The following is a 22,756-nucleotide window of genomic DNA, read 5'->3' on the forward strand; positions in this document are numbered from 1 at the left end:
GTTAGTTTGATACTTATTGTAACCTGCTCATCTTGTTACAATAAATCAGCAAAGGAGGAGGTCGTAATACCATCCTCTTTTGTTGTTAACACTACTATGATTCCTATAGACACTATTTTGTCTACTAATAAAGACTTAAAATTAGATAACGGCATTGTTTATTTAAGCGATACTGTTTACTCGGGATACATCAAGCAAATGTATGAGAATGATCAAATAAAAGATGTATTTAGTTACTACAAAGGAAAACAAGAAGGCGCCTCACTAACCTACTTCCCAAACGGAAAGCTTAAAGATAGTAGGAGCTACAAAGCAGGAAAATCTTATGGTAGGCACTATGGATATTGGAGTAACGGCAATCTAAAATATGATTTTGTTTATAACAATGATAAGCGCGAAGGATTGCAAAAACAATGGTATGAGTCTGGCGGAAAATATTCGTTTTTGATATTTAAAAATGATACTGAGGATGGCATGCAAAAAGCGTGGCGTGAAAACGGAAAGCCCTACATTAACTATCAAGCAAAAGACGGCCATCGTTATGGATTACAAAAATCTAATTTGTGCTACACCCTTTTAGACGGAAAATTAAAATTACCTACAAATGAAAATAAATAAACTATATCTGCTATTGGTTGCGACAGTTTTTATTTCTTGCCACAAAAAAGAGGAAACTAGAAAACTGCCCTACTACAACACCTCCGACTTTACTCCAGTATGGGAATTACCTACTGATGGTACTTTTCATTCGATAAGGGATTTTAATTTAATCGATCAAGAAGGCAAACCATTTACTGCAGAGAATATCAAAGGCAAAATTTGCGTGGTCGATTTTTTCTTTACCTCTTGTCCCGGAATTTGTCCTAAGATGGCAAAAAGTATGAACGACTTACAAAAGGACTTTATAAAAGATGATAAGGTATTACTTGTTTCACACTCAGTTACTCCAGAACAAGATAGTGTATCCGTGCTGGCCAAATACGCACAAAAGAATGATGTAAGTTATAATAGATGGAAACTACTCACAGGCGAGAAAGAAGAGATTTATAATTTAGGAAGGAAATTTTACTTTGTCGAAGAAGACTTAGGCGAAAACAAAGATGTTTCCATCTTCTTACATACAGAGAATTTTGTTTTAATAGATAAAAATAGAATTATCAGAGGAATCTACAATAGCTTAGACCCATCGAGCATGCTGTCTTTAAAAGAGGATCTTAAGCTCTTAGAAAAAGAATAAGCTACATTTAAAAAACCAGAACCAGACAGGTTTAAAAACAAAAAAGGGGACAATTTACATTGTCCCCTTTTTTTATAGTTGTAAAAAAGAATATTAATATCCTCCTCTGTTTCCACCACCACGGTTTTCTCCACCACGGCTGTTTCCACCACCATAACCACCACGAGAGTCTCCTCCACGGTTGTTATTAAAACTTCTTCTTTCTCCTTCTGGTTTTGGTTCAGATTTGTTAACCACAATTGCACGTCCTTGAACAGTCGCTCCGTTCAATTCGTCAATAGCTTTTTGAGCATCGTCATCATTTGGCATCTCAACAAAACCAAATCCTTTACTTCTTCCTGTAAATTTATCCGTGATAATTTTAACTGAATCTACTGCTCCGTAAGCCTCGAAAGACTCTCTTAAATCTGCTTCCTCAATACTGAATGGAAGGCTTCCAACAAAAATATTCATATGTACTTATTTATAATAATTGCAACAAATGTACTCTTATTTTTTTCTAATCAACTATAAATTAGCATATTTATGCTTTTATTTTGATTTAAAACCAAATTAAGTTTCAAAAGAAACCATTAAATAGACAAACCAAGCCCTAAAACAAATCTATTCATCACTTTAACTCTTGTTAACTTTATACGAAACTCATCAATAAAGTTCTAAAAAAAGCATTAAAATGAAGAAATATTACTTTTCTGATAGCAAAAAATCATTTTAAAAAGCAGACTACTTCTATACCATTTGAAGTTACAAAAAAAACAATAATAAATTCACAAATACAGCCGCTAGTAAAACTAGCTAATACTTGCATTTAAAAGTAGTTCATTTTTTTTTAAAATAACTACAATGTTAAAATCAGTAAACACCATATAAATGAGGTTATTACAATTCAATAAACTAACTTTTATATTTAAAAATAATTCGAGTTTAAAATAACAAATAGCCGTTAGCATTTTCAAATAAAAAGAGTATCTTTGCTCCCTTAATTAATCGAGGTCGAGTACCTCAAAATTTAATCATATAGATTATGTCAGTAAAAATTAGATTACAAAGACACGGTAAAAAAGGAAAACCTTTTTACTGGGTTGTAGCTGCAGATGCACGCTCAAAAAGAGATGGTAAATACTTAGAGAAAATAGGTACTTACAATCCAAATACAAACCCAGCAACTATCGACTTAAACCTTGATAGTGCAGTAAGATGGTTAAACAATGGTGCACAACCAACTGATACTGCAAAAGCTATTCTTTCTTACAAAGGAGCGTTATTGAAACATCACCTTGAAGGTGGTATCCGTAAAGGTGCCCTAACTCAAGAGCAAGCTGATGCAAAATTAACTGCTTGGTTAGATGCAAAAAACGGAACTGTTGATGCTAAAAAAGATGGTTTATCAAAAGCGCAAGCTGATGTTAAAGCAAAAGCTTTCAAAGCAGAACAAGATGTAAACGCAAAACGTTTAGCTACTGCTGCACAAGCAGAAGCTGATGCTATTGCTGCTGCAAACCCAGTTGCTGAAGAAGTTGAAGCATCTACTGAAGAAGCTCCTGCTGCTGAAGAAAACAACGAAGAAACTCAAGCATAAATTTAAAAAGCGAAGATGCGTAAAGAAGATTGTTTCTATTTAGGTAAAATCGCCAAAAAATTCAGCTTCAAAGGCGAAGTCTTGGCTTATTTAGACACGGACGAACCTGAGTTGTACGAAAATCTGGAATCAGTGTTTGTTGAATGCAACAAACACTTGGTTCCTTTTTTTATTGAAAGTAGCTCACTACATAAAAACGACTTTCTTCGCGTACGCTTTGAAGATGTCAATAACGAAGAAGAAGCAGATGCCCTTTTAGGCAACGATCTCTATCTTCCGTTAAAAATGTTACCAAAACTTACCGGTAACAAATTCTATTTTCACGAAGTGATTGGTTTTGAAATCGAGGATAAAAGATTAGGGATTATTGGAGAAATCCAATCCGTAAACGATACCACTGCCCAACCTTTATTTGAAGTTATTCAAGATGGAGTGGAAATGTTTATCCCAATGATTGACCATTTCCTTATCAAAATTGACAGAGAAAATAAAAAAGTAATCATGGACTTGCCAGAAGGTTTAGTCGAAATGTATCTTTAAAGTGATTTTTTGAACCATTAAGAAATTAAGGTTCATTAAATTTTTTCCTTTCCCCTCTTAATTCCTTATTGGTTTAATTTATAAAATATTTGTTTTGTCTAAATTTTCATTCAAAAAATTTACTATAGACCAAGATCGTTGTGCTATGAAAATAGGTACCGATGGTGTTTTACTTGGCGCTTGGACTCCCATTACCAATAACCCATTTAGCGTACTAGATATTGGCGCAGGAACAGGTATAATTGCTTTAATGTTAGCACAAAGAACTAATGCCGAGCAAATTGACGCTTTAGAAATCGACGAACAAGCCTACGAACAAGCAGTAGAGAATTTTGAAAACTCTCCTTGGAGTGATCGTTTATTTTGTTTTCACGCAGGTCTAGATGAATTTATCGAAGAGCCTGAAGACGAATATGATTTGATTGTTTCCAATCCCCCATTTTATTCTGAAGATTACAAAACGGATAATGAGCAACGTGATTTAGCTCGTTTTCAAGACGCCATGCCTTTTGAAGATTTAATTGAAGCTACCGCAATGTTCTTGTCTGACGACGGAATTTTTTCGACCATTATTCCCTTCAAAGAGGAAGAGCAATTTATAGCTCTAGCTGTTGAAGCAGAATTATATCCTGTAAAAATCACCCGTGTTAAAGGCACTCCTACAAGCGAAATCAAACGTAGTTTACTCGCTTTTAGTCGAAATAAAATTACTGATATCCCTGTTGATGAATTAACTATAGAAATTAGCCGACACAATTATACTCCCGAATACATTGCTTTGACAAAGGATTTTTATTTAAAGATGTAAGCATTACTAGACATCTTAAAAGATCAATCTTAATTATCTATCCACGAAATAAACTTTAAGCAAATTAATTTAAGCTGATAAATCCACTTATAACATAAACACCTCTATAAATTAATTTTTATAACAAATAATAATACTTTTGTTATATTTCTTTATGTAAATTTGTTTCACAAAGAAAACTATTGCCCGATCTTAAAAAAACATACTATTACTAAACAAATAAAAGCGACTTATGAAACCAGATTTATTTCAAGCTCCAGATTATTACAACCTAGACGATTTATTAACGGATGAACATAAATTGGTCCGTGACTCAGCACGTGCATGGGTAAAAAAAGAGGTATCCCCTATAATTGAAGACTTCGCTCAAAGAGCTGAATTCCCAAAACAAATCATCAAAGGTCTTGGAGAAATTGGTGGTTTTGGACCATACATACCTGAAGAATATGGTGGTGCTGGTTTAGACCAAATCTCTTACGGCTTAATCATGCAAGAAATTGAACGTGGTGACTCTGGCGTTCGCTCTACTTCATCTGTGCAATCATCGTTAGTGATGTACCCTATTTGGAAATACGGTAACGAAGAACAACGAATGAAATATTTACCCAAGTTAGCTACTGGTGAATTTATGGGCTGCTTTGGTTTGACTGAACCTAATCACGGATCAGATCCAGGAAGCATGATTACCAATTTTAAAGATATGGGCGACCACTATCTATTGAATGGTGCCAAAATGTGGATTTCTAATGCGCCATTTGCAGACATTGCAGTAGTTTGGGCTAAAAATGAAGAAGGAAGAATTCACGGTTTGATCGTTGAACGTGGCATGGAAGGCTTTACAACTCCTGAAACACACAACAAATGGTCACTGCGTGCTTCGTCAACTGGTGAATTGATATTTGACAATGTAAAAGTTCCTAAAGCAAACCTACTTCCTAATAAATCAGGATTAGGAGCACCGCTAGGTTGTTTAGATTCTGCTCGTTATGGTATTGCATGGGGAGCAATTGGAGCAGCTATGGATTGTTATGATACTGCGTTGCGCTACGCAAAAGAGCGCATACAATTTGACAAACCTATTGCAGGAACACAATTACAACAAAAGAAACTAGCTGAAATGATTACAGAAATCACAAAGGCACAACTTTTAACATGGAGACTGGGTGTTTTAAGAAACGAAGGTCGCGCGACAACCGCACAAATTTCTATGGCAAAAAGAAATAATGTAGATATGGCAATACATATTGCACGTGAAGCAAGACAAATCTTAGGCGGAATGGGAATTAGCGGCGAGTATTCAATCATGCGCCACATGATGAATTTAGAGTCGGTTATTACTTATGAAGGAACACACGATATTCATTTATTAATCACAGGAATGGACATTACTGGAATTCCAGCGTTTAAATAAAGCTGCAACAACTTTTAAAGTATTTGTAAAATTGATAATAAAAGCTTCTTGGAAACGAGAAGCTTTTTTATATTTACGCAAAATTAAAACGTATGACCATCCAGAACATCAACAACAAAATTCAGCCTCAAAAAGAAGCCTTGTTGCAACATCCACTGTATAAAAAAGTAAAAACTGTACACGATTTACGATGTTTTCTTGAAAATCATGTTTATGCTGTTTGGGACTTTATGTCTTTATTAAAGGCGCTTCAAGCAAAATTAACATGCACAACTACACCTTGGTTTGCTACCGAAAATCCCGAAACGCGCTACTTAATCAACGAAATTGTTCTTGCAGAAGAATCTGATTTGAGTATGGACGGTCGCCGCCAAAGTCATTATGAAATGTACATTGAAGCTATGGAAGATTGTGGTGCAAATACCGCAGATATTAATCACTTCTTAGCAGAAATCAACTCCTTACAAAACATCTTTGTAGCGATTAAAACAAGTAGTTTACACCCCAATATAAAAGCTTTTCTCGACTTTACTTTTAGAGTTATCGAAGAAGGAAAACCACACGAGATCGCTGCTGCATTCACCTTTGGAAGAGAAGATTTAATACCAAGTATGTTTACCGCTATATTGAAAAATTTCCAGGAGAATTTCCCAGATACCGACTTATCAAAATTGATTTACTATTTTGAAAGACACATTGAACTAGATGCCGATGAGCATGGACCTATGGCAATGCAAATGATCACCGAACTTTGTGGAGACGACGAACAAAAATGGAATGAAGTAGAACAAGTTTCTATCCTTGCACTTGAAAAAAGAATTGGTTTATGGGACGCCATTGAAGAAACAATTTTAGCGAAAGAAGTTGTTGCATAAAACCAAAATATAGCATTTAGCGTAACTGTTATTAGTACATATTGAATTTTAATTTAAAGCAAATGAAAAATCAAATTCTAATAGCAGTTGCGGTTTTTGCAAGCTGCCTTTTCACGGCTTGCAGTAGTGAAAACCAAATTATAGAAAAGAAACCCACTTTTCTAAATGAAAACATTGCGAATACTACTCCCAACAGTATTGATAAAGTAATTACCCGCTATCATACTCTAAAATATTTGGCTCTAGGAGACAGTTATACCATAGGCCAAAGTGTGTGCGAAACTTGTAAATTTCCAGAACAACTTCAAGAAGCTTTAAGAAACACTAATACGGAGAATAACTTTTCATTAAAAGTAATCGCTAGAACAGGATGGACTACTAATGATTTAATAAACGCGATCGACGTCCAAAATCCAGCAACTAACTACGACTTGGTGACTTTATTGATAGGTGTAAACAATCAATTTCAAAACATTGATTTTGCAGTTTATGAAAAAGAATTTTCATATCTTATTGATAGAAGTATCACTTACGCAAAAGGAAATAAGGCAAACGTAATAGTAATCTCTATCCCTGATTATGCTTACACTCCTTATGGTCAGCTCTCGGGTAAATTTGATACAATTTCAGCAGAAATTAGTTTGTATAATGCCTACGCAAAAAAGTATTGCGATGAGAACGGCATTGCATTTAGCAACATCACAACTATTTCCCAAAACGGACTAACAAATCCCTCGCTAGTTGCTATTGACGGATTGCATCCATCCGAAACTGCATATACTTTATTTACACAAAGTATTGCACCAAAGGCAGCTGTAATTCTTAACCAATAAAAAAACTCCATTAAGGAGCTTTTAATTAATTTTCTGGAGCTAGCTCTAGTTCTAGTCCTTCAAGATCTTCGGTAATAGGTATTTGACAACCGAGACGACTATTTGGTTTTACGTAAAAAGCCTCTGAAAGCATTGCCTCTTCATCATCACCCATTTCAGGCAAAGCAACATCATTAAGCACATAACATTGACAAGAAGCACACATGGCCATACCGCCACAAGTTCCCTCTACGGGCAGCTCATAAGCTTTACACAATTCCATAATATTCATTGCCATATCAGTAGGTGCTTGCAGTTCATGCACAACTCCTTCACGGTCTTTTATTTTTATAAGTACATCCATGTAATTGGGTGTTATGTTTTAGGTTTGGTTATGATTACAGTACTAAGTTGCATGAGGGATAGCAGCTAGCTACCGAAGTAGCGCGTATAGCCCGACCGTTTTTATAAAAAGGCTTATCACCGCAAAGCAAATAAGCCTTTTTTATAAAAGGGGTCATGCCCAAAATCTATGCTATATTTTCAACAGTTTCAATTTGTGGTGCAAACTTTTTAATTGTTGTTTCTACACCCGCTTTAAGCGTCATTTGGTTCACACTACAACTAGTACACGCTCCTTCAAGACGCACCTTAACATGCTTGTCCTCTTCGATGGAAACAAGGGAAATATCTCCTCCATCAGAGTTTAAAAAAGGTCTGATTTCCTCCAGTGCTTTTTGAACTTCAATTGTTAATTCTTCTGTTGTCATTTTATTGTCTTTAAAGATTTATAGTAATAAATCTTATTATTTTTTTACCGCAGAACATCCTGCCATGGTAGTGATTTTAATTGCTTCGGTAGCAGGTAAACTATCGTTTCTTCTAACCGTTTCTTCAACGACTTTACGAGTAATATCTTCAAAAACTTTAGCGACAATCGACCCCTCCTGCATTGCTGCTGGACGTCCAAAATCTCCTGCTTCACGGATAGACTGTACAATAGGAACTTCTCCTAAAAATGGCACGTCTAAATCTTCGGCAAGATTTTTTGCTCCTTCTTGTCCAAAAATGTAATATTTATTATTAGGCAATTCTTCGGGTGTAAAGTACGCCATATTCTCAATAATTCCTAAAACGGGAACATTAATCGCTTCTGACAAGAACATTGAAACTCCTTTTTTAGCATCGGCCAAAGCTACTGCTTGCGGTGTACTCACAACAACTGCACCTGTAACAGGTAGTGATTGCATGATCGAAAGGTGAATATCTCCAGTTCCTGGAGGTAGATCGATTAACATGAAATCTAGTTCTCCCCAGTCAGCATCAAAAATCATTTGGTTCAACGCTTTTGAAGCCATAGGACCTCTCCAGATAACTGCTTGGCTAGGTGCTGTGAAAAAACCTATAGAAAGCATTTTTACTTCGTAGCTTTCAACAGGTTTCATTTTTGACTTGCCATCAACATTTACTGAGATTGGTTTTTCATTCTCAACATCAAACATGATTGGCATTGAAGGACCATAAATATCAGCATCTAAAACACCAACACTAAAACCCATTTTTGCTAAGGATACGGCTAAATTTGCAGTGACGGTAGATTTACCCACTCCTCCTTTACCAGAGGCGACTGCTATAATATTTTTTATTCCAGGAATTGATTTTCCTTTTATTTCAGCCTTTTCAGGTGCTTGCACCTTACTGTTTATTTTGATTTTTGCGTCAGGAGAAATTAACTCAAGGATAGTTTTTTTAATATCATCCTCAGCACGTTTTTTAATGTGCATTGCCGGAGTATTCAAAATTAAATCAACTACTACCTCATCTCCAAAAGTGATTACGTTTGCTATGGCACCACTTTCTACCATATTTTTTCCTTCTCCAGCAATAGTAATTGTTTCTAAAGCTTTAAGAACTTCTTTTCTATCTAATTTCATTATAATTGGACTATTATCGATTGGTAATTCAGTAAAAATTTATATTTATTTAAACTGATTTCAGATTACAAAGATAATGGATTAAGTTCTTATTGTAAAGGATTTAAATTGTATTTATTGATGCAAGAATTTGCTGTAGTTATTATAGAAAAAAAACCCGACTTGCTTTGAATAGCCGTCGGGTTTATCTTAAAAAAATCTAAAACCAATTATTCATATTTTAAATATTTCAAAACATCCATTTTGGTTACTTGATACGCTTTAGATAAAACTATTATTAAAGTCAAAAACAGCAAACTCACCAGCGCTACAACAAATGGAAAGAATGGAATATCGATGCGAAAAGCAAAATCTTCAAGCCATTTTTGCAAAAGAAAGTAAGCCGGGAATATCCCAATTAGAAATCCAGCCAAACAAAAGAATACATATTGTTTTGACAACTCTTTCAGTAAAGTATTAGTTTCGGCACCAAGGGTTTTACGAATGGCGATTTCCTTTAATCTTCTTTCCATAGAAAATGAAGCCAAGGCAAACAAACCAAATATGGCAATAGTAATTACGATTAAATTAAGGATAAAAAACAAGTTTTTTTGTTTCAGTTGTTCCAGATAGGTTTTGGCAAACTTTTTATCCACAAATTCATATTCAAAAGGATAATCTTGATTGATATTCTTGTTCCAATAAGTCTCTAATCCAGAAAGTGTGCGCTCTAAATTATCAGGACTTACCTTTACATAAACAAATTGAAAATTATTCCATCCTAAGGTTTTTAAATTTACAAAAATCATGGGAGGAATCTTATTTTTTAAACCAGTGATGTTAAAATCCTTAACTACACCTACAATTTTAAATTTCAGCATTCCTTTATCATTGCCCCAACCCGAGGTGATAATTGTATTTATTGGTTTCTTTAAATTCAAGGTACGTACGCAAGTTTCATTCATCAACATATTGCTCACCGTGTCTGAAGCAAATTCAGGAGATAAATCCCGTCCTTCAACCATCTTAATTTTCATCATATCCAGAAAACCAAAATCCATATTCACGTTATGTCCCTGCACAAAAATACCATTGTGGGTAAATCCAGAAGTAGAGTTAGTATCATCACCAAAAGAGCCTTCGAATGTAGAGACATCTTGAACACCTGACATTTTAAGAACTTCTTGCTTAGTAGTTTCGTACTTTTTTAATTTGGTTTCCCAATCATCATATCTAAACCTGATTCGAATAATCTGATCGCCATTAAAACCTAAGTCTTTATTGCTCATATAACTTACCTGTTGGTACACTATTAACGCGCCAATGATAAAAAAAGTAGCTATCGAAAATTGAAAAATCAACATGGAATTTCGCATCCAAATTCCGCTTTTACTTCTAGAGAAATTCCCTTTCAACACCTTTAATGTTTCAAATTTCGAAATATAAATAGCTGGAAATATCCCTGCAAAAACAATTACTATAACAAAAATTAAAAGGATTTGCATGTAAAACTCGCTCCCTTTTAAAATTAAATCTTTGTTCAAAAAATCATTATAAAAAGGCAGTGTGAGCTCTACAATGGCTAAAGCAAAAATAACCGAAAAACACACTACAATAGCCGACTCAAAGATAAACTGCAAAATAATCAATGACTTACTAGCCCCTAAACTTTTTCTAACACCTATTTCTTTTGCTCTTTTTATAGCTGAGGCTGTTGCCAAATTAATATAATTAACGATGGACAAAACCAATATCAAAATAGACAAACCCATCATAATATAAACCAACTGTAAATTTCCCTGTCCTTCTGGAAAATTACTTCCTATAGACGCTTTTGTACCCTGTAATCGCGCGGTTTTTAGTTGGTCTAAAATAATCTTAGCCTCCCCATTTTCCTTAATATACTGAGCAACAGTTTGACCACTTTCTTTAGCGTTTTTCTGTGTTCTATTCTCAAAAACTACCTGCTCCATTTTTTTAAGAACAGTCGCTATGGAAACGTCTTTTTTAACTTTAATCATCAATCCATAGTTGAAGTTTCCCCAGCTCTCGAGGTCACTTTCGTTGATTAGTCCATTAAATACATAATCAGGTTCTACCGCCGATGGTTTTATGATTTTATAAACTGCTTTTACAATATAAAATTCATTGTCAAAATTGACTGATTTGCCAATAGGATCTTCCTCTTTAAATAGCAATTTTGCACTTGCTTCAGAAATAGCAACACTATTTTTCTCCTTAAGAATATCCGTTTTTGGCCCTTTAACAATGGGGAAAGGGAAAATTTTAAAAAACTCTTCATCAGAGATAACTGCTTTTTTTACAATTAACTTTTTAGATTGATATTTTAAAAGCCCTCCATCATACCTATTGCTGAAAAAGCAAATCGATTCGATTTCTGGAATAGTCGCCTTGCAGGTAAGTCCAAAGGGTGTTGAGTTAGATGCCCAAATTTCTTTATGTGGGCCCATTTGATTCAGGACCTGATAAACATGTTCTTTCTCAGGATTCCAAGCATCATAAGAATGCTCGTCATTCCAATATAACAAAGCGAAAATCAATCCCGCAATCCCAATACTCAATCCCAAAACATTGAGAAACGAAAACAGCTTATTTTGCTTGAGGTGGTATATAAATATTTTTATCCAGTTGTGTAACATCGTTTATTTGTTTTAAAAATTAATCGGCAATTAAAGCCTTTCTAAGTCGCCTAGTACCGTTTTTACATAGCCAATTATTCGTATTTTAAATATTTTAAAACATCAACCTTTGTTGCTTGATACGCTTTAGATAAAACAACTATTAAAGTGAGCACCATTAAAGCCAGAAATCCAAGAATAAAGGGGTAAATAGAAATATCTATTCGATAAGCGAAGTTTTCTAACCATTTATTCAATAAATAATAAACAGGAAACAACGCTATTACAAACCCGATCACACAGTACAAAATGTATTGCTTAGACAGCTCTCTGAGCAACATATTAGTTTCTGCACCCAATGCTTTCCTAATTGCAATTTCTTTCATTCTTGTTTGTATTGAATAAGAAGCTAAAGCATATAATCCAAAAAGTGCTATACCAATTACTATTAAATTTAGCAGTAAAAACAAATCTTTTTGTTTAACATAAGACTCATAAGTTCTAGCATATTCTTTATCAACAAAATCGTATTTAAATGGATATTCATTTCCAACATTAGTCGCCCAAAATTTTTCAATATCTGCAATTGTATTTTGTGTATCCTCTGATTTTAGTTTTACATAAACCAAATTCATATCCTCAGCAAAGTCTAGTGTTTTTATATGGAAAAAAGTCATTGGCGGTATTGCTACTTCAGGACTTAATAGATTGAAGTCTTTAACCACCCCTACAATTTTTAACTTTTGATTTCTAATCAGTACTTCTTTTCCTACTGGATCCTTCATTCCTAATAATTTCGCTGCAGTTTCATTTATCAACAAAGAATTGATAGTATCCGAAGCTATTTTTTCATCAAAATTTCTCCCCTTAACCATTTTTATTTTCAGCATTTCTAGCATCCCAAAATCGACTGCAGCATGCTTTACTTTGAAGAGCACATCCTTGTACAAAAGTGGAAACAATGAGTTATCTGAACCATCAAATGACATCACTCCTGCTGACACGCTCTCAACCCCTTTAATTTTATTCAATTGTTGCTTTGTAACCGTATATTTATTATAAATATTTCTTTCAATATTTTCTCCTTCATAATAATAATTTGGAAAATTTAATGCTACAGCAATTACTTGATCGCCTTTGAATCCAAGATCTTTATTACTTAAATAATTAACTTGTTGATACACGATATGAGATCCAACGATAAAAAAGGAGGCAATTGAAAACTGAAAAATCAACATTCCGTTTCTTAACCAAACACCATTTTTACTTCTTGCAAAATTACCTTTAAGAACCTTTAGTAGTTCAAAATTAGAAATATAAATTGATGGAAAAAACCCTGCTGCTACCACTGTAATTATGAAAACTAAAATTATCTCTACATAAAACTGACTTCCATTAGTGATTAGATCTTTATTTAAAAAATTATTATAATATGGTAATGTAAGCTCTACAATTACCAAAGCTAATAAAATAGAAAATAAACATGTAAGAATGGTTTCAAAAAGAAACTGTCTAATAATATTACCCATTGAAGCGCCCAAAACCTTACGAACACCGATTTCCTTTGCACGATTTATACCATTAGCAGTAGCCATATTGACATAATTGACAATAGATAAAATGAGGATTAAAATAGATAGACCAACCATAATTAGCAAAAATTGGTAATTCCCTCGACCTTCTGGATAACCGTCTGCAACAGAATGTAATCTTGCTTGTGAAAGCGGCTCCATGAATACTGTAAAGTGTCCTATTTTCTTTTCCATTTCGTCAGGAGTAAATCCAGCTTGGCTTGCTTCTCTTACAATGATTTCATCGTAATACACCTTCTCCAACATCCTTTTAATAGCATCAACTTTAGAAGGGTCTTTGACCTTTACCAGCACTTTGAAATTAAAAACTCCCATCTGATTATTGGGATCCAATAGCTTTTTCATCCTATTAACAATAACCGTTGGAGCTATAGAGGAATTTCCCGGAATATGATAAACAGCACGTACAATACAGACGCCATCAAAACAATTGACTTCTTTGCCTATTGGATTTTCATCACCAAATATTCTCTTTGCCGTAACATCTGAAATTGCAATACTCCCATCATCTTTTAATGCTGACACAGCACCTCCTTTACTAATTTTAAAAGGAAAAAGGGCGAAAAAATCACGATCTACATTGATCATTTTATCTACAAATTCTTTTTTCCCTTTATATACAATCAACCCCTTTTTATACCAACTATCTCCATATACCACATTTTCGACATTGGGGTCAGCTTCTAAAAAAGATTTTAACGAAAATGGATGTTCTCCTCTAACTGGAGTGTCTGTCAATTGAACTAACACCTGATAAACATTTTCTTTTTCAGGATTCCATTGATCATAAGAATGCTCGTCATTCCAATATAACAAAGCGAAAATCAATCCCGCAATCCCAATACTCAATCCCAAAACATTGAGAAACGAAAACAATTTGTTTTGCTTGAGGTGGTAAATAAATATTTTTATCCAATTGTGTAACATAATTTTGATTTTGATTGTTTCGCCAGTTCGCCACTTTGGCTCGTGTGATGATTGAAACCGTAACTTATTGACTAAGTGAACTGCAAAGCAATTCTAAAATGAATGTGATAATTGATATTAAGATTAGTATCATAATGATTACACTTTAAAAACATCAACATTCCTTTGATTGCTTTTTTCAGAGAAAATAACACCATCTTTCATCAGGATGGTTCTTTGAGAAAATGACGCATCATAATCAGAATGGGTAACCATCAAGATTGTCGCACCTTTGGCATGCAAATCAGTTAGCAATTCCATTACTTCATTTCCGTTTTTACTGTCCAAATTCCCAGTAGGCTCATCAGCCAAAATAATTTTAGGATCATTTATCAAAGCTCTTGCCACGGCCACACGTTGTTGCTGCCCACCAGAAAGTTGTTGGGGATAATGCTTCAATCGATGCGCAATGTTTAATTTTTCGGCAATTGCTTCTACTTTTAGTTTTCTTTCCGAAGCTTTTACATTATTATAAATCAAAGGTAATTCGATATTATCATAGACCGAAAGCTCGTCGATAAGGTTAAAATTCTGAAAAATAAATCCGATATTTTCCTTACGAACACTAGAACGCCCTTTTTCTTTCAGTCCAATCATTTCTTGGTTCAACAAGGTATAACTCCCGTCTGAAGCACTATCCAATAATCCGATGATATTGAGTAATGTCGATTTTCCGCAACCCGAAGGCCCCATAATCGAAAGAAAATCTCCCTCGTTGATTTGCAAATTAATTCCGCTTAAAGCCGAAGTTTCTAACTCTTCTGTTCTGAAGATCTTGGCTAGGTTTTGAATTGTTATCATCCTTTTATAGTTTTTATGTTTTTTTTTAATTTAATCTTATTAATTGTTCAGCCCAATAGTCAGTTTGAGCGAAATCAGGCACCATTATTATATCTCGACTCCGCTCGATAAGACAAAAATTAGCTTATTTTACAGCTACTATTTTTATAAGTCACTACTATCTTAATGATGCTTTTATTCGATATTCAGCTCTTCAACTTCTTTATAGTCCGCATAAGACGAAGTGATTACTTTTTCGCCTTCCTTCAATCCTTCTAAAACCTCGTAATAAGAAGGGTTTTCTCTACCTAACTTTATGTTTCTTCTAACTCCCTTATTTCCGTTGACAACAAAGAGCCACTTTCCTGCAGTTTCTTGATTGAAGCTTCCTTTTGGAATCACCAAAATTTTATTCTTTTCAGATAAGATAAGCTTCACGCCAAAACTTAGTCCGTCTTGTAACGCCAACTCTTCTTTAGAATCAAAAAGCAATTCTACCTGAAAACGACCACTTTTCACCTCTGGAATCACTTTGACGACAGACACAGTTACCGTTTTTCCTTTAAACTCAATTTGCCCTTTTAAACCCACACGTATCTTCTCCAAATAAAATTCATCTACTTGCGCACTCAGCTTGTAGCCTTCACGAGAGTCAATTCGACCAATACTCTCTCCGGCTTGAAATGTTTTTCCTAAAATAGGTTCAAATGAAGTTAATCTTCCTGAAACTGGCGCCGTAATCAAGAAGTTTTTTTTATTACTTCTCAGAATATCCAAACTCATCTCCATGGTTTGTATCGAACGATTTATCTGCGAAATCTGGACTTGGTTGGTTTGTTTCTCTTTTTGAATACTCGTGCGAATATTGCTTTTGCGCTCTTCTTGAAAACGCAGACTTTCCTTAATTACATTCCAATCATTTCTTGAAATAATATCTTTTTCGAATAATTTGGCATTCATATCGTACACTCTTTTAGCATCATTATAATCATGTTCTATTAAAGCCAAATCTTTAGTCAAGTTCAATTCTTGATTTCTAATATTAAGTTTTCCCGTGTTTAAATTATTGATTTGCTCAATGATTGCGGTTTCTTGCGTCAGGTAATTCAACTCTGTATTGGGATTATACATGCGCGCCAGTGGTCGTCCTTGCGTGACCATTGCTCCGTTTTCTACAAAAATTTCTTTGACTGAACCCCCTTCAATGATATTGACCAATACCAAATTCAATGGTTCTACTTTGGCCTGAAACACAATAAAATCTTCAAAAAACTCTTGACTTACTTCTTTTACTAATAATTCATCCACTTTTACATTTAAACTTCGCTTTTTAGATACCGAAGCATAAACAAATGCTCCAGCAACTAAAAAACTCACAAATCCTATTGTTAAGTACCTAAATTTTCTATTTTTACGGGGAATAACCTTGTCCATTTTTTATAATAATTTACTGATTATCAACATACAAAAGCATGCCAAAGGATTTATAATCCGTAAAACAATGGTTATCAACAAGGTTGCAAAAAATCTAAAAATCGAACTGTTCAAAAACGGACAGTCTCCTGTTCATAAGTGAACAAAAACCAATACTGATGCGAAAAAAACTAGCCAAAATACTTATTGTTGATGACCAAGAAGAGATTCTTTTTTCGGCAAAAATGATCTTGAAGAAGCATTTTGAAGAAATTTTTACAACAAACGATCCAAAAAAACTACTGAATATCCTTGGCGAAAACCAAATTGATGTCGTCATACTAGACATGAACTACCGCATTGGATTTGAAGATGGACGAGAAGGTATTCACTGGCTAAAAGAAATAAAAACACTGTCGCCAAAAACAGTCGTGCTTTTAATGACCGCTTTTGGCAAGATAGAAACCGCTGTAGAAGGCATGAAAATAGGTGCTTTTGATTATATTTTAAAACCTTGGGACAACGACCATTTACTTTCCACTATTGATAAAGCCGTTGCAGAAAGTCGGAAACGCAATCGAACATCAAACTCAGAACCCGCTCCTAAAAAGCACTTCATAGGTAGTTCCCAAAAAATAAAACAGGCGTACTCCATTGCTGAAAAAGTAGCAAAAACAGATGCGAACGTCCTTATTTTAGGCGAAAACGGAACCGGTAAATTTGTCTTTGCCGAACATATACACCTACATTCGACTCGAAAAGACAAACCATTCATTCACATTGATTTGGGTTCGTTAAGCGAAAACTTATTTGAAAGCGAACTATTTGGCTATGCCAAAGGTGCATTTACCGACGCTAAAACTGATACCCCAGGACGATTTGAAATTGCCGATAATGGTACTGTTTTTCTTGATGAAATAGGCAATATTCCTTTGCATTTACAATCAAAGCTTTTGCATGTTTTGCAAACAAAAAAAGTCACACGCTTGGGCGAAAGCAAACCGCGACCATTAAATGTGCGAATCATAGCAGCAACCAACAGCGATATCAAGGCCGATGTTGAAAACAAAACTTTTCGAGAAGACTTGCTGTATCGTATTAATACCATGGAAATTAACTTACCGCCTTTGCGAGAGCGAAAAGAGGACATTGTACCCATGGCGCAATTTATTCTAGAACAATTAGGTAAAAAATACAATCAAAATGATGTGGTTTTTGACACCAACGTGGCCGAATATATGGCACGTTATCCTTGGAAAGGAAACATTAGAGAATTAGAAAATAAGATAGAAAGAGCCTTAATCATGTCCGATGACAATACCATTTCGGTCACTGATTTAGACTTACTCCACTTTGAATACACCCCAAACAATGAGGAAAATCCCCTATCCGAAATAGAGAAAAATGCAATAGAAAAATCTCTTTTTAAAAATAGCGGCAACATTAGTAAAACCGCCGAAGAATTGGGTTTATCCAGAGCAGCATTGTACCGCAGGCTTGAAAAATACGACCTTAAAAATAACGACTAATGAACAGCTGGAAATTTTACAATGCCCTTTTCGCTAGAGTTTTTATGGTCATTATCACACTCGCTTTCTCACTTTATCTATTTGGGAATGGCTATTTGTATAGTGGTATTTTAATTTTAGTTTTTGCCGTTTTACTCTGTGCCGAAATGTATTCCTACATCAAAAACAAATTGATTTTTTACGATAAAACAATACTTTCTATACTCAACAATGACTTTTCGGCTAATTTCCCTGCTGCAGTCAAAGAAGGAGATTATAAAAATTTATGTCTGCTTTATGACACTTTAAAACAGAAACAACACGACGGCAGCTCAAAAGAATTAATTTATCGTTCGATAATAAACAATATAGATACCGCCGTTTTAATATTAGAAAAAGAAAATAACGATTGGAATATTTTTTTGATGAACGATTGTTTTTCATCACTTTTCAGCGTACCAAAAGTAACTAGTTGGGACTATCTCAAAAATTACCTGCCCTCGCTTTGTAACGAAATTGAAAAAAATGGTTTTAACGAATTAAAGACATCTATTAATATAAAAATTGAGCAACAAGAGGCACAGACGTTTATGCTGCAAACTTCGCTGACAAAATCGTTCAATAAAGACTATTGTATCATTTTGCTAGACAGCATCCAGCGTGTTATTGAGAAAAAAGAAAAAGAAGCTTGGATTAACTTGATGAAAATCATCTCTCACGAATTAATGAATTCCTTGACACCTATTCGATCGCTTTCGCAAAATTTACTGCAAATAGTAGATCAAGACCATTTAGAGCCTGAAGATTTTGAAGATATAAAAAGCAGTATTTCTACGATTATAAATCGCAGTGACCATTTGCAGTTTTTTGTAGAAAATTATAGAAAGCTCGCTGCATTACCAACACCCAATAAAAAACCAACAGCTGTTCATTTGCTGTTTGAAGATTGCCTGAAAATCATGTCGCCTATTTTCGAGTCTGAAAACATCGAAATTACCAACGAAATCGACAAAAACCAAATAATATCTATTGACCAAAACCAAATCGAACAAGTCATTATCAACTTACTAACCAATAGTGTTTTTGCTTTAAAAGAGAAAAAGCATAAAAGCATAAAACTAACAACGACTGCACAAAACAATCGTTTTTACATCACGATATCCGACAATGGAAGAGGAATAGAAAATGAAATTAAAGATAAAATATTCCTGCCCTTTTTCACTACTCGAAAAGATGGCGCCGGTATTGGACTGACACTTTCGAAAAATAGTATTGAAGCCCACGGCGGATATTTGAGTCATCGAACTGACAATGAGCAATCAGGCGGAAGAACTCATTTTACCATCTGTTTTATTCAAGAAGGTAATTAAAGGTGACTTTTACATTGAAAATTAGTAAAAAATAGTCCCGTCAAATTTTTCTCAAATCGAGCACAGTCGAGATGGAGTCGTAATTTTCGACTCCACTCAATGTGATAATTTGTCTATTATATTAATAGTATTACTAATAAAACAATGTATTAAATTCGCTAGTGCCAAGACCGCTTTTTATATTTTCACTTGACTCCAGTTTTCACCTGATTTAATTCGTCTAATTTGCATTTCGCTAACGCCAAATTGTTTAGCAATCATTTTAAGTCTTGTAGTTTGTCCTGGTCTAGCTAGTATTTTTTTTATAAGCATCACTTTAGTAATCGTAAGTTTACTACCGTTAGATTCTAAATTGTGTTTCACTAAGTTTAATCTAGCTTGCTTTACATAGGGACTTTCTCTTGTATGCTGTGCCATTTCTTCTGCAGTGGCCCATTTTAGATTTCGATAATCATCATTATCACGTTTGCGATCTAGATGCAAAATATGAACCTGATCCTCAGAGGTTTTAGGAATAAAATACTCCGCTACCAGCTTGTAAATAAAGAGGTGTTTGTTTTTGACCACACCTTCATTATATTGTTTGTATTTAAACAATCTATATCCATCAGTCATGCCGCCTCTTAATTCTCGCGCAAACCGCATATCATCTACAAAGCTAATTAACCTTCCTTTGTTAGACACTGCATAACGTAATCTTAGTTTGTCTTCTATAGTTATCTCTTTAAACTCCTCATTTGGATAGAGTCTAATCATTTTCATTTTTTCAAGTTTCATAAGATAAAATATTTTAAAGTTTGTACTTTTAGAAGTTTTTCATCCGCAAAATTGAATATCATTCATTCATTGGCGGTTCCCAAAAATGCTTCTCAAAGTCAATTATTTGATTGTCTATTACCACAATCTCTTCGTTTTCTAATAATTGCTGCATAAGATTAGTTCCATCAAAATGGAATTTACCTGTAAGCAATCCTTTTCTATTCACTACACGATGCGCAGGAACATCTCCCATATTGTGCGAGGCATTCATCGCATAGCCTACCATACGAGCTGATCGTGCTGCCCCGATAGCTTTTGCTATAGCTCCATAAGATGTCACTCTTCCAAACGGAATTTGTCTTGCGATGACATATACTTTTTCAAAAAAATTATTGTCAGCCATAAGAATTGGTTTACTGCAAGTAATAGCGAATAATGTTAAACAAAGTCACTAAGGCAATGACTCCAGTAATGCTTCCAATGATCGTATTCATATTTCTTAAAAGGTAATCTGCTTTTGACTCTATTCTTTCAAAAAAACGAATATAGAAATAGAAAACAAGTGTAGACCCTAGCACTACTCCGCTTACAAAAGTAAAAACTGAAAAGGCCGCAAATGAAAATAATTCATAAGACGACAAAGTAATTGTAATAAAAACGTAATACGGAATAGGGAAAAAGTTCAATGCTGATAATAACATCCCTAAAAAGAAGCGTTTCTTTTGACTTTTCTTGGCAATTTTACTCTTTTTAACCTTTGGTTTTTTAGCTATAAAAAGGAAATAAATTGCTAATGAACCAAAAACACCAAAACCTAATTCTCGCAAAAGAATGACAATATCTGGTCGTACATCTATTATTCTGGCAAAAATAATCGCTAAATAAGCCTGAAAAAAGATAACAATTATTGCGCCAAATATGAACCAAAAAGCATTTCTAGTCCCTTCTTTCAAATTCACTTTTGCCGCTGTCATATTGATTAATCCTGGTGGAATAATGCCTATTACTGCCGTAACAAAACCAAAAAACAGTGGTAAAATTAAATTCATTTAGTATAAATCAAACAGTGAAAATGGGTGCATTATGCGTTTAAAAAACAATATTAGTCTTTAATTTTAAATCTAATATACGTAATTGCTTTGTTAATTTCCAAATATTGTTTTTCGTAAAATGTCTGAAAAGCAGTTACTTCCTCAGGACTTCCTTCATTTACATACACATTATGATTGGCATACAACACTTCATGTCCTTCACCATGAAGCAACCCTAATGTATAACCGTGCATGAATTCGCTATCGGTTTTAAGGTTGACCACTCCATCTTTTTTAAGGATTTTTTTATACAATTGTAAAAACTCCGAGTTGGTCATGCGGTGCTTTGTTCTCTTGTATTTAATTTGAGGATCTGGAAAAGTAATCCAAATTTCGTCCACTTCGTTTTCAGCAAAAATATGGTTGATTAATTCGATTTGTGTTCTAATGAAAGCCACATTATCCAAACCAGTTTCCACAGCAGTCTTGGCACCACGCCAGAAACGAGCTCCTTTTATATCAATTCCTACAAAGTTTTTATTCGGATATCTTTCTGCAAGACCAACTGAATATTCCCCTTTTCCACAGCCTAATTCAAGAACTAATGGATTGTCATTTTTAAAAAACTCTGCATTCCACTTCCCTTTTAAAGGAAATAAATCACCTACTACTTCTTCTCTTGTTGGTTGAAAAACATTAGCAAATGTTTCGTTTTCCGTGAATCTCTTTAATTTATTTTTGCTTCCCACTTTTTTTCTAATATTTTACTTCGTATGGTTCGACCTAAAGGTCTTGGGTCGCAAAATTAAGGAAATATATAAGACCGAATGGTTTGGGAATGAAAAAAAACCTTTTTAATCGAATTTTACAAAAAAATGTAGGAATTATTCAAATTAGTACTAAAAAAGAAAACTCAAATTACTGCTCTTTATTACTTAACTTATCAATTATAATAGTTTCAATAGGAGTTTTTATTTTTATAACCTCAGCAGCATTATCATTAGGAACAGTCATTGAAAGCACATAATGTTTAATTTTCCAATCCTTACCTATTTTCACTAATACGCCTGAACCACGACAAATTTTCATTTGTGTATCTAGTAATTCATCAAACCAAGCCATATTTCCTGATTTATCAAAATAAATGTGACGTTCAATTACTTTAAAACTCCATGCTTTTCCATTATCAAAAGAAGGCTTTGCGTACGCTTGAAATTGAGTTTTATTCCAATTTTCTTCAGCATCAGTTCCTATAAAAATAGCATCATCAGTCATTAGATCAAAATAAGTACCAAATTGTGATTCTGCAGCAGCCTTGTGCCAATTATCTAGCATTAAATTGATCTTTATTTTTTCTTTATCGTTGTCTTCAGACCAACTACTAAAAGAAGAAAATAATAGTAATGCAAAAATAATTAAGAAATAATTTTTCATGAAAAAGTTATTAAACACATTTAATAAAGAATGTTCACCTTCAATAAGGCATTTAGTAAAGATAGTTTTTTAACGCAAATAACTATTAA

General features: G+C 34.1%; 23 protein-coding genes. 10 read left to right on the top strand and 13 right to left on the bottom strand.

Translation table 11 applies throughout. From position 1 onward, the window contains the following. The first annotated feature begins 6 nt into the window (after positions 1-6). Positions 7-618, top strand: coding sequence for a toxin-antitoxin system YwqK family antitoxin (locus tag HNP99_RS12555; RefSeq protein WP_173853732.1), 612 nt, complete (start codon positions 7-9; stop codon positions 616-618). After that, a complete protein-coding gene (locus HNP99_RS12560; protein ID WP_173853733.1) occupies positions 605-1,237 on the top strand; it encodes an SCO family protein in 633 nt (210 codons plus the stop codon). The genes HNP99_RS12555 and HNP99_RS12560 overlap by 14 nt, the downstream gene beginning before the upstream one ends. A 93-nt stretch (positions 1,238-1,330) precedes the next feature. Here the strand turns inward: HNP99_RS12560 and HNP99_RS12565 are convergent, their stop codons facing one another. Then, positions 1,331-1,690, bottom strand: coding sequence for an RNA recognition motif domain-containing protein (locus HNP99_RS12565; protein ID WP_173853734.1), 360 nt, complete (start codon positions 1,688-1,690; stop codon positions 1,331-1,333). A 571-nt stretch (positions 1,691-2,261) separates the two neighbouring features. On the opposite strand from HNP99_RS12565, the gene HNP99_RS12570 reads away from it, so the two are divergent. The 6 genes from HNP99_RS12570 (at position 2,262) to HNP99_RS12595 (ending at position 7,283) form a co-directional block, all read left to right on the top strand. Beyond that, the gene (locus HNP99_RS12570) at positions 2,262-2,816 is read left to right on the top strand and encodes a 30S ribosomal protein S16 (protein ID WP_173853735.1); all 555 of its coding nucleotides are present in this window, start codon (positions 2,262-2,264) and stop codon (positions 2,814-2,816) included. Positions 2,817-2,831: 15 nt separating this feature from the next. Then, the gene (rimM, locus tag HNP99_RS12575) at positions 2,832-3,356 is read left to right on the top strand and encodes a ribosome maturation factor RimM (protein WP_173853736.1); all 525 of its coding nucleotides are present in this window, start codon (positions 2,832-2,834) and stop codon (positions 3,354-3,356) included. 145 nt (positions 3,357-3,501) lie between these two features. Further along, positions 3,502-4,164, top strand: a complete 663-nt coding sequence (locus tag HNP99_RS12580) for a tRNA1(Val) (adenine(37)-N6)-methyltransferase (RefSeq protein WP_173853850.1) — start codon at positions 3,502-3,504, stop codon at positions 4,162-4,164. A 232-nt stretch (positions 4,165-4,396) separates the two neighbouring features. Continuing rightward, a complete protein-coding gene (locus HNP99_RS12585; RefSeq protein ID WP_173853737.1) occupies positions 4,397-5,575 on the top strand; it encodes an acyl-CoA dehydrogenase family protein in 1,179 nt (392 codons plus the stop codon). A gap of 92 nt (positions 5,576-5,667) precedes the next feature. Further along, entirely contained in the window at positions 5,668-6,450 is a 783-nt protein-coding gene (locus HNP99_RS12590) for a DUF3050 domain-containing protein (RefSeq protein WP_173853738.1), read from the top strand. Positions 6,451-6,512: 62 nt separating this feature from the next. Continuing rightward, the gene (locus tag HNP99_RS12595) at positions 6,513-7,283 is read left to right on the top strand and encodes an SGNH/GDSL hydrolase family protein (RefSeq protein ID WP_173853739.1); all 771 of its coding nucleotides are present in this window, start codon (positions 6,513-6,515) and stop codon (positions 7,281-7,283) included. Between the two features lie 25 nt (positions 7,284-7,308). Here HNP99_RS12595 and HNP99_RS12600 read toward each other — a convergent pair whose 3' ends face one another. The 7 genes from HNP99_RS12600 to HNP99_RS12630 all read right to left on the bottom strand — a co-directional run bounded on the left by HNP99_RS12600 (position 7,309) and on the right by HNP99_RS12630 (position 16,586). Further along, the gene (locus tag HNP99_RS12600; RefSeq protein WP_173853740.1) at positions 7,309-7,626 is read right to left on the bottom strand and encodes a 2Fe-2S iron-sulfur cluster-binding family protein; all 318 of its coding nucleotides are present in this window, start codon (positions 7,624-7,626) and stop codon (positions 7,309-7,311) included. Positions 7,627-7,792: 166 nt separating this feature from the next. Beyond that, complete coding sequence (locus tag HNP99_RS12605; protein ID WP_173853741.1) at positions 7,793-8,032, bottom strand: NifU family protein; 240 nt, start codon at positions 8,030-8,032, stop codon at positions 7,793-7,795. A gap of 36 nt (positions 8,033-8,068) precedes the next feature. Beyond that, positions 8,069-9,196, bottom strand: a complete 1,128-nt coding sequence (locus HNP99_RS12610) for an Mrp/NBP35 family ATP-binding protein (RefSeq protein WP_173853742.1) — start codon at positions 9,194-9,196, stop codon at positions 8,069-8,071. A 209-nt stretch (positions 9,197-9,405) separates the two neighbouring features. Beyond that, the gene (locus HNP99_RS12615) at positions 9,406-11,835 is read right to left on the bottom strand and encodes an ABC transporter permease (protein WP_173853743.1); all 2,430 of its coding nucleotides are present in this window, start codon (positions 11,833-11,835) and stop codon (positions 9,406-9,408) included. Between the two features lie 74 nt (positions 11,836-11,909). Next, positions 11,910-14,333 carry an ABC transporter permease gene (locus HNP99_RS12620; RefSeq protein WP_173853744.1) on the bottom strand — a complete coding sequence of 808 codons (2,424 nt, stop codon included), beginning with the start codon at positions 14,331-14,333 and terminating at the stop codon, positions 11,910-11,912. 138 nt (positions 14,334-14,471) lie between these two features. Continuing rightward, the gene (locus tag HNP99_RS12625) at positions 14,472-15,173 is read right to left on the bottom strand and encodes an ABC transporter ATP-binding protein (RefSeq protein ID WP_173853745.1); all 702 of its coding nucleotides are present in this window, start codon (positions 15,171-15,173) and stop codon (positions 14,472-14,474) included. Between the two features lie 174 nt (positions 15,174-15,347). After that, positions 15,348-16,586: an efflux RND transporter periplasmic adaptor subunit gene (locus tag HNP99_RS12630; RefSeq protein ID WP_173853746.1), complete on the bottom strand. Its 1,239-nt coding sequence runs from the start codon at positions 16,584-16,586 to the stop codon at positions 15,348-15,350. Positions 16,587-16,744: 158 nt separating this feature from the next. Here HNP99_RS12630 and HNP99_RS12635 point away from each other — a divergent pair, with 158 nt between their 5' ends. Next, a complete protein-coding gene (locus tag HNP99_RS12635; RefSeq protein ID WP_173853747.1) occupies positions 16,745-18,094 on the top strand; it encodes a sigma-54-dependent transcriptional regulator in 1,350 nt (449 codons plus the stop codon). Further along, complete coding sequence (locus HNP99_RS12640) at positions 18,094-19,443, top strand: sensor histidine kinase (protein ID WP_173853748.1); 1,350 nt, start codon at positions 18,094-18,096, stop codon at positions 19,441-19,443. The genes HNP99_RS12635 and HNP99_RS12640 overlap by 1 nt, the downstream gene beginning before the upstream one ends. Before the next feature lie 177 nt (positions 19,444-19,620). Here the strand turns inward: HNP99_RS12640 and HNP99_RS12645 are convergent, their stop codons facing one another. The 5 genes from HNP99_RS12645 to HNP99_RS12665 all read right to left on the bottom strand — a co-directional run bounded on the left by HNP99_RS12645 (position 19,621) and on the right by HNP99_RS12665 (position 22,667). Beyond that, a complete protein-coding gene (locus HNP99_RS12645; protein WP_225738024.1) occupies positions 19,621-20,220 on the bottom strand; it encodes a phage terminase small subunit-related protein in 600 nt (199 codons plus the stop codon). A 58-nt stretch (positions 20,221-20,278) separates the two neighbouring features. Beyond that, positions 20,279-20,605 carry an MGMT family protein gene (locus tag HNP99_RS12650; RefSeq protein WP_173853749.1) on the bottom strand — a complete coding sequence of 109 codons (327 nt, stop codon included), beginning with the start codon at positions 20,603-20,605 and terminating at the stop codon, positions 20,279-20,281. Between the two features lie 10 nt (positions 20,606-20,615). After that, on the bottom strand, positions 20,616-21,251 hold the full coding sequence (locus HNP99_RS12655) for a LysE family transporter (protein ID WP_173853750.1): 636 nt from the start codon (positions 21,249-21,251) through the stop codon (positions 20,616-20,618). Positions 21,252-21,304: 53 nt separating this feature from the next. Next, positions 21,305-21,982 carry a tRNA (guanosine(46)-N7)-methyltransferase TrmB gene (trmB, locus tag HNP99_RS12660; protein WP_173853751.1) on the bottom strand — a complete coding sequence of 226 codons (678 nt, stop codon included), beginning with the start codon at positions 21,980-21,982 and terminating at the stop codon, positions 21,305-21,307. A gap of 169 nt (positions 21,983-22,151) precedes the next feature. After that, positions 22,152-22,667, bottom strand: coding sequence for a nuclear transport factor 2 family protein (locus HNP99_RS12665; protein WP_173853752.1), 516 nt, complete (start codon positions 22,665-22,667; stop codon positions 22,152-22,154). Positions 22,668-22,756: the final 89 nt, after the last annotated feature.

The organism is Flavobacterium gelidicaeli (assembly GCF_013294005.1).
In the GTDB taxonomy this organism is placed as follows: Bacteria; Bacteroidota; Bacteroidia; order Flavobacteriales; family Flavobacteriaceae; genus Flavobacterium.

What these genes read in the sequence shown, in the direction of transcription:
- HNP99_RS12625 (WP_173853745.1), bottom strand. Translation starts at nt 15,173, where the DNA reads ATGATAACAATTCAAAACCTAGCCAAGATCTTCAGAACAGAAGAGTTA.
- HNP99_RS12640 (WP_173853748.1), top strand. Translation starts at nt 18,094, where the DNA reads ATGAACAGCTGGAAATTTTACAATGCCCTTTTCGCTAGAGTTTTTATG.
- HNP99_RS12585 (WP_173853737.1), top strand. Translation starts at nt 4,397, where the DNA reads ATGAAACCAGATTTATTTCAAGCTCCAGATTATTACAACCTAGACGAT.
- HNP99_RS12580 (WP_173853850.1), top strand. Translation starts at nt 3,502, where the DNA reads ATGAAAATAGGTACCGATGGTGTTTTACTTGGCGCTTGGACTCCCATT.
- HNP99_RS12595 (WP_173853739.1), top strand. Translation starts at nt 6,513, where the DNA reads ATGAAAAATCAAATTCTAATAGCAGTTGCGGTTTTTGCAAGCTGCCTT.
- rimM (WP_173853736.1), top strand. Translation starts at nt 2,832, where the DNA reads ATGCGTAAAGAAGATTGTTTCTATTTAGGTAAAATCGCCAAAAAATTC.
- HNP99_RS12600 (WP_173853740.1), bottom strand. Translation starts at nt 7,626, where the DNA reads ATGGATGTACTTATAAAAATAAAAGACCGTGAAGGAGTTGTGCATGAA.
- HNP99_RS12645 (WP_225738024.1), bottom strand. Translation starts at nt 20,220, where the DNA reads ATGAAACTTGAAAAAATGAAAATGATTAGACTCTATCCAAATGAGGAG.
- HNP99_RS12635 (WP_173853747.1), top strand. Translation starts at nt 16,745, where the DNA reads ATGCGAAAAAAACTAGCCAAAATACTTATTGTTGATGACCAAGAAGAG.
- HNP99_RS12605 (WP_173853741.1), bottom strand. Translation starts at nt 8,032, where the DNA reads ATGACAACAGAAGAATTAACAATTGAAGTTCAAAAAGCACTGGAGGAA.
- HNP99_RS12610 (WP_173853742.1), bottom strand. Translation starts at nt 9,196, where the DNA reads ATGAAATTAGATAGAAAAGAAGTTCTTAAAGCTTTAGAAACAATTACT.
- HNP99_RS12590 (WP_173853738.1), top strand. Translation starts at nt 5,668, where the DNA reads ATGACCATCCAGAACATCAACAACAAAATTCAGCCTCAAAAAGAAGCC.
- HNP99_RS12630 (WP_173853746.1), bottom strand. Translation starts at nt 16,586, where the DNA reads ATGGACAAGGTTATTCCCCGTAAAAATAGAAAATTTAGGTACTTAACA.
- HNP99_RS12565 (WP_173853734.1), bottom strand. Translation starts at nt 1,690, where the DNA reads ATGAATATTTTTGTTGGAAGCCTTCCATTCAGTATTGAGGAAGCAGAT.
- HNP99_RS12570 (WP_173853735.1), top strand. Translation starts at nt 2,262, where the DNA reads ATGTCAGTAAAAATTAGATTACAAAGACACGGTAAAAAAGGAAAACCT.
- HNP99_RS12615 (WP_173853743.1), bottom strand. Translation starts at nt 11,835, where the DNA reads ATGTTACACAACTGGATAAAAATATTTATATACCACCTCAAGCAAAAT.
- HNP99_RS12665 (WP_173853752.1), bottom strand. Translation starts at nt 22,667, where the DNA reads ATGAAAAATTATTTCTTAATTATTTTTGCATTACTATTATTTTCTTCT.
- HNP99_RS12620 (WP_173853744.1), bottom strand. Translation starts at nt 14,333, where the DNA reads ATGTTACACAATTGGATAAAAATATTTATTTACCACCTCAAGCAAAAC.
- HNP99_RS12655 (WP_173853750.1), bottom strand. Translation starts at nt 21,251, where the DNA reads ATGAATTTAATTTTACCACTGTTTTTTGGTTTTGTTACGGCAGTAATA.
- HNP99_RS12650 (WP_173853749.1), bottom strand. Translation starts at nt 20,605, where the DNA reads ATGGCTGACAATAATTTTTTTGAAAAAGTATATGTCATCGCAAGACAA.
- HNP99_RS12560 (WP_173853733.1), top strand. Translation starts at nt 605, where the DNA reads ATGAAAATAAATAAACTATATCTGCTATTGGTTGCGACAGTTTTTATT.